Raw genomic sequence first — 11,957 nt, 5'->3', positions numbered from 1 at the left:
TGCCTCGGAAATGGGCGAATTGATGCAGTGTCGCGCCGCCACCGCGGGGGGTCAACGCTGCGGGTGCGACGCCGGCCCCCTGTTATGATGCGCGTCCTTTTTTGCCCGCAGCCGCCCGCGCGCCTGTTTCTCCGTGACCGAGTCGTTTGCTTCTTCAGTCGCTGCGCGCCCGTCGCGCTGGCCGGTGCTGCGCGCGGAAGCGCTGGCCACACTGACGCTTGCCGGGCCGCTGATCGTGCACAATCTGGCGCTGGTGGGCATGGCGCTTACCGATACCATCATGGCGGGGCTGCTGGGCGCACCCACGCTCGCCGCGGTGGCGGTGGGCGCCAACGTGTGGGCGCCGGTTTTTCTGTTCGCGCTCGGTGTGCTCATGGCGCAATCGCCGACCACTGCGCACCTGTACGGTGCGGGCAAAGCGCGCGACATCGGCCACTATGCGCGCCAGATGCTGTGGCTGTCGCAAGTGCTCGGCTGGGGCGGATTTTTCCTGCTGCGCCACCTCGCGCCGTTCATGCGCGCCATCCACATCGAACCGGCGATCATTCCCAACGCCACGGCCTACCTCGACGCGCTCGCCTGGGGACTGCCGGGCCTGTGCCTGTATCAGGCGCTGCGTTTTACGAGCGAAGGCATTGGCCACACGCGGCCGATGCTCGCGATTGCGCTCGGTGCGCTCGCGGTGAACGGCGTGCTCGATTACATACTCATGTACGGCAAGCTGGGCCTGCCCGCGTTGGGCGCCGCCGGTTGTGGCTATGCCACCGCCGTCACCCAGTGGCTGATGTTTCTCGCCCTGCTAATTTATGTGCGCCGTCGCGCGCTCTACCGGCCGCTGGAAATCTTCGCGCGCTTCGAGTGGCCGCAATGGGTGGCACAGCGCGAACTCCTGTGGCTCGGCGTGCCGATCGCCGTCGGCATTTTCATGGAGTCGTCTTTGTTCGCGGGCGTCGGCCTGATGATGGGCACGCTCGGTACCGATATCGTGGCGGCGCACCAGATCGCGCTCAACTACGCCTCCTTCGTGTTCATGGTGCCGATGAGCATCGCGCTCGCGATTTCCGTGCGCGTCGGCCAGGCGCTCGGCCGTGGCGATGCGCACGGCGCGCGCCTCGCGGGTTTCGCCGGCATCGGCCTGTGCCTGTGCTTCGAGGTGCTGTCGGCCTTGAGCATGCTGCTCCTGCCGCACTACATCGTGGAGATCTATACGCGCGATGCCAACGTGGCGCGCATTGCCGCGAGTCTTTTGTATATCGGCGCCATTTTCCAGTTATCCGACGGTCTGCAGACCAGCGCCGCCGGAGCGCTGCGCGGCTACAAGGACACGCGCGTGCCCATGCTCATCACCATCGTGGCCTACTGGCTGGTGGGGTTCCCGCTCGCCTGGGCTTTCGGCATCCCGCTGCATCTTGGCCCGCAGATGATCTGGGCGGGCTTTATCGCCGGACTCAGTGTGGCGGCGATTCTGCTGCTGGCGCGCTACCTGCGCCTCAGCCGCGCGCCACTGCGGGCGCCGGCCTCAGGCTGAGCCTGCGGGTTTCACGCCGCTGACGATCGGCACGTGCCACACCGCGTAGCCATCGGGGCTGCGGATGCAGGCGATGATGTCATCAAAGCCCGCACGGGCCTCGGCTGTGCTCATGCCGGCCAGCTCCGCGACCGTGGAGGCGTAGCCGTCGGCCCAGGATTCAAAAATCCGCACCAGGACATCCCGCGGCACGCGCAGCGTGTCTATGGTGAGGTAGTTCACGCTGAGTGCCTGGATGCCGCGGATACGCAATTCATGCCATGCGCGCCGGCCGATTTGCGGATCCACGTGCATGTTTTTCGCAAATCCCGCCATGGCCCGATCCCAGAATGCATCAAGATCGCCGCGCGTCGGGAAGGCATGAATCATGCCGTAGTCTTCCACCAGCAAATGCAGACGTCCGCCGGGGCGGGTGACGCGGATCAATTCGCCAATGGCGCGCTCGGGCTCCGGCACGGTTTGCAGCATGTGGCGGCAGGCGACGCAGCCGAAGCTGCCATCGGGTAAATCCAGCGCGAAGGCATCGCCCTCGCGGAATTCAAGCCGTGGCGCGAGCGCCGCGTGATGCCGGTGCGCGTACTCGATTTGCTGCGGTAATACGTCAACGCCCAGAACCTGGGCGCGCGGGAACATTTGCGCGCAACGCCAGGTAAATTCGCCGGTGCCGCAGCCCACGTCCAGAATTTTGACGTCGGCCGGCAGCCCATAAGCGGAAATCAGTGTGCGCTCCTGCGGCCAGATGGCTTCGGTCTGGGCCGCCAGCGTGCGCACCATGGACTCATCGGTCATGTGCTGTTTTTGCGGATTGCGGTCGGTGGTCATGGCAATGTTTGAGTCAGGAATGATTTTGTGGGAGCGGTCGTCCCGACCGCGATTCAAGAGTATCGCGACGGGGACCGTCGCTCCCACAACCAGGGCGCCGATGTTAAAGCCTGCGCTTGCATGTCGCCAAGCCCTTCGTTAGCCTCACGCATCCTTTGTCTCCGCAACCAGGAGCATCCCGTGGCCCAGGGCAAACTGCGCAAAGACGCGGGCGTCATCGGCCTGCTGTTCGTGGGCGTGAGCACCATGATTGGTTCGGGTTGGCTGTTCGGACCGATGCACGCGGCCAAGGACGCCGGCCCCTTGAGCATCGGCTCCTGGGCGATTGCCGCGCTTGCGGTGGGACTCATCGCGCTGGTGTACGCGGAACTCGGGCCGATGTTCACCAAGAGCGGCGGGCTCATGTACATGAGCCTGATTACCCACGGCCGGCTGGTGGGGCGCATCTGGAGCTGGATCCTGTTCATGGCCTACGTTTCGATTGCGCCGGTGGAGGCCATGGCCGTGGTCACCTACGCCAATAATTACCTGCCCGGCCTGGTGCACCCCGCCACGAGTCTACTGACTCCGTTGGGTGTGATCGTGTCCATAGGCATATTGGGCGTGCTCACGATCCTGAATTTTCTGGTCCTGCGGCTGATTTTGCTGCTCAACAGCATTGCCACCTGGATCAAGGTGTGCGCGCCCATCGGCACCATCATCGTGCTGCTGATTTATTCGCATCATCCGGAAAATCTTTCCGTGCCGGCGCACGCCAGCGGCAACGTGGCCAACATGCTGACCGCGATTTCCACCGCCGGAGTGTTCTTCTCGCTGTTCGGCTTCAGCCAGGCGATCCAGCTCGCGGGCGAGACCGATAATCCGGCGCGCAACATCCCGATCTCGGTGATCGGCACCATCGTCATCGGCGGCATCATCTTCGTGCTGGTGCAATACGCATTCGTGGCGGCGGTGCCGCCGGCGCTGCTCGCCAAGGACGGCTGGGCGGGACTGAATTTCTCCGGCGACGCCGGTCCCATGGCGGGACTCGCGATCACGCTCGGCGCCGGTTTCTGGGGGCTGGCGCTGTACGCCGACGCGATTATTTCGCCGACCTTCTGCGGCTACATCTGGACCACGGCCACGGCGCGCATGCTGCTGGCATCGTCCGATGAAAAGTTTGCCGCACGTGGACTCCAGAAAATCAACCGCTACGGCGTGCCATGGGTGGCGCTGATTGTGGGCTTTCTCATCGGCCTGCTGTTCTTCTTTCCGTTCCCGTCCTGGCAAAAGCTCGTCGACTATGCGTCCTCCGCAACGGTGCTGTCCTACGGTCTGGGCTGCGTGGTGCTGCTGCAGATGCGCCGCGTCATGCCCGACACGCACCGGCCGTTCCGGCTGTGGTGGGCCTGGCTCATCACGCCGCTGGCGTTCATCGCTTCCAACTTCATTTTGTTCTGGACCGGTTTTTTCACCGTGAGTTTTCTGTTTGCCATCCTGGCGGCCGGCCTGGTGCTGTATCTGATCTTCAACGGCACGGAAGGGGCGCGCGATTGGCGTCACGCGCTGTGGCTGATTCCGTATTTCGGCGGCATGGAAATCCTGAGCTGGGTGGGCCCCGCCTCCATGGGCGGCACGGGGCTGCTCGACATTTACTGGGACATGCTCGCGATCGCGGTGTTGAGCCTCATCATCCTGTACATCGCGCTCGAGACCAGCGTGCCGGGGGCGCGTTCGCAGGAGTACTATGACGGCTTGCTGAAATCCGAGACCTGACGCGCACCCTGTTCGGGCCGGGAGTCTGCGGTGAACACCGCTGCGGTTTCCATGCACGCCGGCTCCGGCGTGCAACCCCATCCGTTTTACAGCCTGGCCGGCGCTGTGGTCGGCACTACATTGGTGTGCGCTTTTCTGCTGTGGGCATTTACCCATGCATCGCCGCAGAGCGTTGCGTCCAGATTGGTGGAACTGCATCTGGTCTCGACTCGGGAAGCGCCGGCCCGGCGCATCATCACCCGGACTGTTCCCCACCAAGTGCGTCCACTGAGGCATTCCGCCGTTGCCCGTCCGCCGATGCCCCGGCCGGTGCTGATTCCGGAATCCGGCCCGGTAAAGCCGGTCTCGCCATCGGCACGATTGGACCTGAGACTGCCGGGGATAACTTTCGCTCCGCCGTCCGTATCGGCCTTTGTTCCGCACGCGTTCAATCCGTATTCGGATCTGGAGAAGGCGATCCACACGCCGTCTCCGTTGCTCCCCACGCAGAATGGCGAGGCTTATCGCTCGGTGTACGGATATACGGTGGCCAAGTCCGGTGGTCGGTGTCTGGCACTGCAGACCATACAAGTGGGGCCTTCACCTTCGGCGCACGCCACGGTGGGGTTTGGGGTACCTTGCCCCGGAGAATACCGGCCGAGCATGGCGGATGAATTGAAAGCCTGGGCCGAAAAGCGCGCCCACCAACTCCACTTGCCGCCGGGATAATCAGCCGCGTGCCTTGAGTCCCACAGTATTAAGCGCGGTACCTTAAAGGGGCGGACTCGAAGATACGCTGGCATTAGGCGGCTCTGCGGGCACCGGACGGTCGGGCGGATCCTGCAAACGGACCCGGCTCAACGGCAGGCTCTGCGGATAGCGCGCTTGCAGAAAGGTGATGAGTTGTTCGCGCACCAGGCAGCGCAGATCCCAGGCATCGCCGCTATTCGCGGCACTCATGAGCGCCCGCAGTTCCATGGTCTGTGCCGTGGCATTCGTCACCTGCAGTCCCCATGCCTTGCGGTCCCACTGCTTGCTGGCTTCGAGTATCCGCAGCAGCTCGCGTCGCACGGGCTCGACCGGCAGGGTGTAATCCACGTACACATACACCGTCCCCAGGAGATCCGCGCTATGCCGCGTCCAGTTCTGGAACGGTTGCTCGATGAAGTACGAGAGCGGCACGATCAGCCGGCGTTCATCCCAGATGCGTACCACCACATAAGTGGTACGGATTTCTTCAATACGGCCCCACTCTCCCTGAACGATCACCACATCGTCCAGGCGGATGGGCTCGGTGAGCGCAACCTGCAAGCCGGCGAACAGGTTGGTGATGGCCGGACGCGCCGCGAGGCCTACCACCAGACCTGCGACACCCGCCGAGGCGAACAAGGTGGCGCCGAGCGCGCGCACCGACGGAAACGTCATGAGGATCAAGGCCAGGGCCACAACCACGATTAGTCCGGCGAAGATGCGGCGCAGCATCAGCGCCTGGGTGTGAACCTGGCGTGCGCGCAGGTTGTCAGTCACATTGAGACGGTAGCGCCGGGTCAGAAATTCGCGCCAGATGTCGAAGCCGCGTAGACAGGCCCAGGCGACTGCCGCGATCAACAGAATCTCGGCGGCGTGCAATAAGCCGCCCAAGAGTGCCGGCAGGTGCGCAAATGGCAGCGCCACCGCCGCGGCGATGACCGGAGCGGCGAGCAGCGCCGGTTCTCGCAGGCGCATCAGGGCCGCGGGCAGCGTGCGGTTGGGAAAGCGCGTAGCCGCCCGGCGCAGCAGGCCAAACCCGGCATAGCAGATGAGCAATCCAAGTGCCGCGGCCAGCACCGGCAGAGCGGGATAAAACGCGAATACGCTCATGAATGGATGTCCTGCATGCGATGTTACCTTTGCCGGCGCACTCAGCCCCGTGTCCCGCTCTCCAGGGCTTGCAGGAAACGGTCGGTCCAATGATGAATGGTGTTGTTGCTCAGGGCCTGCATGCAGGCACGCCAGCGCGCTTGACGTTCCGCCAACGGCATGCCAAGCGCGGCGCGCAGCGCCTCTGCCATGCCCTCGACGTCATAAGGATTCACGATCAGTGCCTCGGGCAGCTCGCGCGCGGCACCGGCCAGCGAGGAAAGCACCAGCACGCCGGGATCCTCCTCCGGCTGGGCGGCGACGTATTCCTTGGCCACCAGATTCATGCCATCGCGCAGCGGCGTCACCAGCCCGACATGGGCGAGCGACAAAAATCCCAAAACTGTGCTGCGCGCAAAACCGCGCGTCATGTAGCGCAGCGGTAACCAGTCGTATTGGGCAAAGCGTCCGAAGATGTCACCGGCAATGGCGTTGAGATCGCCGCGGATCTGGCGATACTCGGGAACCTCGGCACGCGACAGCGGCGCGATTTGCAGCAGCACGACCTTGCGGTGCAATTCGGGTGCTGTTTTCAGCAGCCGGCCGTAGGCGCGAAAACGCTCCGGCAGGCCTTTGCTGTAGTCCAGCCGGTCCACCCCGATGATGAGCCGCCGGCCCGAGAGGCTTTCCCGCAAACGCCGACCGTGGGCACTTACGCGCCCGGCGGCGGCGAGGCGCGCGACTTGCTGCACATCAATACCAATGGGGAACGCACCGATGCGTGTTTCATGGCCGGCGTGGCACGCACCTGTATCGCCAAGCTCGACCTCCGGGCAGAACAATTCCAGCGAGCGCCGGAAAGCGCCCACGTCGGCGTCGGTCTGGAAGCCGATCAAGTCACAAGCCAGTAGGTCACGCAGCAACTCGGTTTGCCCCGGGAGCGCGCGCAACAGCTCCGGCGGCGGAAACGGCACGTGCAGGAAAAAGCCGATGAGCTGTTGTGCGCCGGCTGCGCGCAGTTGCGCAGCCAGCGGCATCAGATGGTAATCGTGAATCCAAACACGGTCGTCCGGCTCCAGCAGTGGCAGCAGTTGCCGCGCTAAGCGCACGTTAACTTCCAGGTAACCGCGATGCTGGGCGCGGTTGTAGTGCAGCAGATTTAATCGGTGATGGCACAGCGGCCAGAGCGCGCGATTCGCGAAGCCGGCGTAGTACTGGTCAAATTCGAGTCGCGTCAACGCCGTGGTTACGTAACGGATTCCTCCGGCGCGTGCGGCAACACTGACGAGTTCTGGCTGCTCGCTGAGCCGCCCATCCCAGCCAAACCACAGGCCGCCGCGCTCACGCAACGCCGCGGTCAATCCGGTGGCCAATCCGCCTTGGTTGCCGGCATGCTTCCCGGGTAGGGCGACACGGTTGGAAACCACTACCAGGCGGCTCAAAACGCCTCCTCCCAAGAGGTGCTCAGGCGCAGCGCTGACTGGATGATGCCGACCATGCTGTAGGTCTGCGGGAAATTGCCCCAGAGCTCGCCGTTCGACGGGTCAATATGCTCGGACAAGAGTCCGAGGCGCGTGCGGTGCCCGAGCATCTTTTCGAAGATGGCGCGCGCTTCATCGCGTCGGCCGAGCGCAGCGAGCGCATTGCAATACCAGAAGCTGCAGAGCGTGAAGGCGTTGTGGGGCTTGCCGAAATCATCGGCGTGGGAATAGCGGAACACGTACTCGTCGTGGCGCAGTTCGCGGCCGATGCGTTCCACTGTGGCGACAAATCGTGGATCGCTCGCCGGCACCAGCCCGAGATCGGCGAGCAGCAAGAGGCTGGCGTCGAGTGCATCGCCATCGAGTACCGAGGAAAAACTCCGGGTCTTGTCATTCCAGGCGCGGGTCAGGATCACCTTGTGCAAGCGGTCGGCGTCCGCGCGCCATTTATGCGCGCGTTCGGCGAGCGCGAGGCGCCTGGCAATACGCGCCAGCCGGTCGCAGGCCGCCCAGCACATCACGCTTGAATACGTGCTCACGCTTTGTGCTTCGCGGCGTTCCCACAGGCCGGCATCCGGTTGGTCGTACAGGCGCAGGGCGATGTCGCCGTGGGTTTCCAGCCGGCGGAACAGCACCTCGTCGCCGGCCTGTTCGATGCGCGAATCGAAAAATCGCTGTGCCGCCGCCAGCACCACCGCGCCATACACGTCGTGCTGGTGCTGCTTCCAGGCATCGTTGCCGACACGCACCGGTACGCTGCCGCGAAAACCGTTGAAGGACGTGAGGCTGCGTTCCTCGAGTCGGGCTGCACCGCTCAGGCTGTACAGCGGCTGCAGGCGGTGGTGATCGGAGTGCGTAGCGATATTCTCGACGTAACGGATGAACTGTTCCATGGTGGCGGTGGCGCCCAAGCGGTTCAGCGCGTTCACCGCGAAGTAGCTGTCGCGCAACCAGCAATAGCGATAGTCCCAGTTGCGTGCGGCGCCGGTCATCTCCGGAATGGAAGACGTGACCGCCGCGAGGATCGCGCCGGTATCTTCGTATTCACTCAGCTTGAGCGTGATGGCGGCGCGGATCACCGCTTCCTGCCATTCGAAGGGCAGCCCCAGGTAGCGCACCCATTCACGCCAGTAGGCGGCGGTATCTTGCTCACAACGCCGCGTGAATTGAGCGACGTTCTCGCTCAGGCTCTCGTCCGGACCGAGCAGCAGCACGATTTCGCGGTCCAGCAGGAACGGCGTTTCCTCGGAAATTGCACTCAGCGACGCATCCGTCGTCAGGCGTATAACCTGCCCCGGCAAGAGGTAACGAATGTGATTGCTACCGGCCGTGGTATCCGGTACTTGTTTGCCATAGTCTCCGAGCGGCCGAAGCCGGACGGTGACGCTCGGCCGGCCGCTGACGGGCCGCAGCCGGCGTATCAGCATGGTCGGCCGGTAAATCCGGCTGTACTGTTTGAATCGCGGCGCGAAGTCCGTGATCTCGATTTCGGCACCGTTGCGGTCGCGCAGGCGCGTCGTAAGGATCGCGGTGTTGCGTTGGTAGTGCTGTGCCGACGACGCCAAACCCGCATGCAGCTCGATGGCGAACCGGCCGCGGCCCGGGTGATCTTTCGGGTCCAGCAGCGAACAGAACACCGGATCGGCGTCGAAGCGCGGCAGGCAGCACCACACTACCTCGGCGTGCTCATCCAGCAGCGCGCAAAATCCGCAGTTGCCGATGAGGCCTAGTTCCAGACTGTTCATTCGGTGATGGCCTCCGACACTGGGGTGTGCGCCAGCGCGGCCAGCCAGGCGCGCATTGCATGCGGGTCGGCCAGCCGGTAGCACGCGTTGCTCGCGCCGGCTCCCACCTTGATGCTGCAGCCGCCCAGTGCATTGATGAATCGGAAACCATCCTCGTCGGTAGCGTCATCGCCCGCGAACAGCGGCAGGCGTCCCGCAAACGGCGGCGCGTCCAGCATGCGGCGAATCGCGGTGTCTTTGCCGCACCCGGCCGGACGTACTTCGAGCACGCACTTGCCGTGTTGCAGCGTAAGCGCTGGGTGCACCGCGAGTGCCGCCGCCAGCGCTGCCGAAAGGTCGCGTGCACGCTCGGGCGCGCGCCGGAAATGCACGGCGAGCGTCAGACCCTTGTCTTCAAGCAGCAGGCGTGCGTCGCCGGCGGCGAGCTCCAGCACCTGCGGGCGCACGTCGTCGAGTTCCTCGAGATGCGCGTTGTATTTGCCGGTAGTACCCGCGGCATCACGCCATTCCGCACCATGCTGTCCGGCGGCGGCAAAGTGCTGCGGTGCAAACAGGCGATCAATTTCACCGAGCGGGCGTCCACTCACGAGCGCCAGGGCTCCGCCAAGCACTCCGCGCAGGCGCTCCAGCAACGCACCGACATTTGCGTCGGGGTGCACATCGGCAGGTGTTTCGGCCAGGGGCAGCAGGGTGCCGTCCACATCGAGAAACAGCGCCAGATGCGTGGGATCGTCGGGCAGGGTTTGCGGAAAGGTTGGCAATACGCACACCGGCGGAGAGTTTATTTGGGGAGCGGTCCGCCGCCCGCACGGTGCGGCAGACACAGGTATTATGCGGGCGGAGTCAAGTGATTGCAAAAAACATCGACTTCGGCTCCGCGCCACTCAGCTGCGCAGTCCCACGCCTTTGTTGAGCAGCCACAGGCTGAAGCAGAACAGGCCGAGGATGAACAGCAGGATGATGGCGTAGGCGGTGCCGATGCCGATGTCCGAGACGCCCAGGATGCCGTAACGGAAAGCATTCACCATGTAGAGGATGGGATCGAGCCTGGAGACGTTCTGCCAGAACACCGGCAGCAAATGGATGGAGTAGAACACCCCGCCCAGATAGGTGAGCGGCGTAAGGATGAAGGTGGGGATGATGGTCACATCGTCGAATTTTTTTGCGTAGATCGCATTGATGAGCCCGCCGAGGGAAAACAGCACGGCGGTGAGGATCACGACCGACACGGTGATCAGCGGGTGCACGAGGTGCAGGCGCGTGAAGAACAGCGCGATGATGGTGATGAGAATGGCCACGAGGATGCCGCGTACCACGCCGCCCATCATGTAACCCAGGATGATCATGTAATTCGGCAGCGGCGAGACCTGCAGTTCTTCGATGTAGTGACCGAACTTGGAGCCGAAGAACGACGACACCACGTTCACGTAGGAATTGTTGATGACCGACATCATGATGAGACCGGGGGCGATGTAGGCCATGTAGCTGTAGCCGCCCATCTCGCCCACGCGGCTGCCGATGAGGCCACCGAAAATTATGAAATACAGCGTCATGCTGATGGCCGGCGGCACCAGCGTCTGGATCCAGATGCGCAGCACGCGCACCACTTCTTTGATGACGATGGTCTGGAAGCCGATGTAGTTGGCGCGCAGTCTGGATGCGTACATAAATTCCTCTGGACCAGATACACCCCTCACTCTTGTCTCTCCCCTTTAGGGGAGAGAGGATAAAGTGTGGAAGCCAGATTGATTAGCCCTTGCCTTCCACCAGGCGCACGAACAATTCCTCCAGCCGGTTGACCTTGTTGCGCATGCTCAGCACCTGGACATCGTCCTTCGACAACAGCTCGAACAGCCCGTTGATGTTCTGGGATTTGCTGACTTCGACTTCGAGCGTGGTGTCGTCTACCTGGGTGACGGCGTAGCCGTCGAGCGGTGGCAGCTTGGCGAGCGGCGTGCGCAGGTTGAGCACGAAGGTCTCGGTGCGCAGTTTTTCCAGCAGCTCGCGCGTGCGGCCCTGCACGATGATCTCGCCGTGGTCGATGATGGCCACGCGCCGGCACAGGTTTTCGGCCTCTTCCAGATAGTGGGTGGTGAGGATGATGGTGATGCCTTCGTGGTTGATCTTTTTGAGGAACTCCCACATTGAGCGGCGGATTTCGATGTCCACGCCCGCCGTGGGCTCGTCCAGGATCAGGAGCAGGGGTTCGTGCACCAGCGCACGCGCGATCATCAGGCGGCGTTTCATGCCACCGGAAAGATTGCGGGAGATGTCGTCGTGCTTGTCCCACAGGGAAAGCTGGTTCAGGTATTTTTCCGCGCGCAGCTTGGCGAGCGTGCGGGGGATGCCGTAAAAGCCCGCCTGGTTCACCACGATGTCAAAGGGCTTCTCGAACTGGTTGAAATTGATTTCCTGCGGCACCAGGCCGATGCAGGACTTAGCGTGATCCATGTGGGTGTCAATGTCGTAATCGAACACCTTGACGGTGCCGGCGGTCTTGTTCACCAGCGAGGTGATGATGCCGATGGTGGTGGTCTTGCCGGCGCCGTTGGGGCCGAGCAGGGCGCAGAACTCGCCTTCCTCGACTTCGAAATCTATGCCCTTGAGGGCCTGTACGCCGTTGCTGTAGGTCTTGATCAGGTTCTGGATGGAGAGGGCTTTCATGCCTGGAGGGTGCGTATCTACGGGGGCGAAGATGATAGCACCAAAAAAGAAAAGGCCCGCGGTGTCGTCACCGCGGGCCTTGGATCGAGACAGATCCTAGGTGGTTACCACCCGGTTACGGGTGCTTGAGGCAGAACTGGAAGG

Annotated in this window: 10 protein-coding genes; 3 read left to right on the top strand and 7 right to left on the bottom strand. The window is 63.3% G+C overall.

Features of this window, described 5'->3' with window-relative positions; genetic code table 11:
* Nucleotides 1-133: 133 nt before the first annotated feature.
* The gene (locus tag VJR90_07900) at nt 134-1,528 is read left to right on the top strand and encodes an MATE family efflux transporter (protein ID HKV97391.1); all 1,395 of its coding nucleotides are present in this window, start codon (nt 134-136) and stop codon (nt 1,526-1,528) included.
* Here the strand turns inward: VJR90_07900 and VJR90_07895 are convergent.
* Entirely contained in the window at nt 1,520-2,350 is an 831-nt protein-coding gene (locus tag VJR90_07895) for a methyltransferase domain-containing protein (GenBank protein HKV97390.1), read from the bottom strand. The genes VJR90_07900 and VJR90_07895 overlap by 9 nt on opposite strands.
* A gap of 180 nt (nt 2,351-2,530) precedes the next feature.
* Between VJR90_07895 and VJR90_07890 the strand changes: the two genes are divergently transcribed.
* Both VJR90_07890 and VJR90_07885 read left to right on the top strand, forming a co-directional pair.
* Nucleotides 2,531-4,105: an APC family permease gene (locus tag VJR90_07890; GenBank protein ID HKV97389.1), complete on the top strand. Its 1,575-nt coding sequence runs from the start codon at nt 2,531-2,533 to the stop codon at nt 4,103-4,105.
* Nucleotides 4,106-4,135: 30 nt separating this feature from the next.
* Complete coding sequence (locus tag VJR90_07885) at nt 4,136-4,813, top strand: hypothetical protein (GenBank protein ID HKV97388.1); 678 nt, start codon at nt 4,136-4,138, stop codon at nt 4,811-4,813.
* Nucleotides 4,814-4,855: 42 nt separating this feature from the next.
* Here the strand turns inward: VJR90_07885 and VJR90_07880 are convergent, their stop codons facing one another.
* From VJR90_07880 to VJR90_07855, 6 genes are all read right to left on the bottom strand, one after another.
* Nucleotides 4,856-5,944 (bottom strand): mechanosensitive ion channel domain-containing protein, encoded by a 1,089-nt coding sequence (locus VJR90_07880; protein ID HKV97387.1) that lies wholly within the window; start codon nt 5,942-5,944, stop codon nt 4,856-4,858.
* A 41-nt stretch (nt 5,945-5,985) separates the two neighbouring features.
* Nucleotides 5,986-7,365, bottom strand: a complete 1,380-nt coding sequence (locus tag VJR90_07875; protein HKV97386.1) for a trehalose-6-phosphate synthase — start codon at nt 7,363-7,365, stop codon at nt 5,986-5,988.
* A complete protein-coding gene (locus VJR90_07870) occupies nt 7,362-9,149 on the bottom strand; it encodes a glycoside hydrolase family 15 protein (protein ID HKV97385.1) in 1,788 nt (595 codons plus the stop codon). The genes VJR90_07875 and VJR90_07870 overlap by 4 nt, the downstream gene beginning before the upstream one ends.
* Entirely contained in the window at nt 9,146-9,910 is a 765-nt protein-coding gene (otsB, locus tag VJR90_07865) for a trehalose-phosphatase (GenBank protein HKV97384.1), read from the bottom strand. The genes VJR90_07870 and otsB overlap by 4 nt, the downstream gene beginning before the upstream one ends.
* 123 nt (nt 9,911-10,033) lie before the next feature.
* Nucleotides 10,034-10,816: an ABC transporter permease gene (locus tag VJR90_07860; GenBank protein HKV97383.1), complete on the bottom strand. Its 783-nt coding sequence runs from the start codon at nt 10,814-10,816 to the stop codon at nt 10,034-10,036.
* An 82-nt stretch (nt 10,817-10,898) separates the two neighbouring features.
* The gene (locus VJR90_07855; GenBank protein HKV97382.1) at nt 10,899-11,813 is read right to left on the bottom strand and encodes an ABC transporter ATP-binding protein; all 915 of its coding nucleotides are present in this window, start codon (nt 11,811-11,813) and stop codon (nt 10,899-10,901) included.
* Nucleotides 11,814-11,957 lie beyond the last annotated feature (144 nt).

The sequence above is a fragment of the Gammaproteobacteria bacterium genome, assembly GCA_035279405.1.
GTDB lineage: Bacteria > Pseudomonadota > Gammaproteobacteria > Natronospirales > REEB76 > REEB76.
The sequence above is the reverse complement of the archived record's forward strand: the minus strand, read 5'-3'. Positions and strand labels throughout refer to the sequence as shown.

Coding starts and splice junctions, on each gene's coding strand:
- VJR90_07895 (HKV97390.1), bottom strand. CDS start 2,350: ATGACCACCGACCGCAATCCGCAAAAACAGCACATGACCGATGAGTCC.
- VJR90_07880 (HKV97387.1), bottom strand. CDS start 5,944: ATGAGCGTATTCGCGTTTTATCCCGCTCTGCCGGTGCTGGCCGCGGCA.
- VJR90_07870 (HKV97385.1), bottom strand. CDS start 9,149: ATGAACAGTCTGGAACTAGGCCTCATCGGCAACTGCGGATTTTGCGCG.
- VJR90_07860 (HKV97383.1), bottom strand. CDS start 10,816: ATGTACGCATCCAGACTGCGCGCCAACTACATCGGCTTCCAGACCATC.
- VJR90_07855 (HKV97382.1), bottom strand. CDS start 11,813: ATGAAAGCCCTCTCCATCCAGAACCTGATCAAGACCTACAGCAACGGC.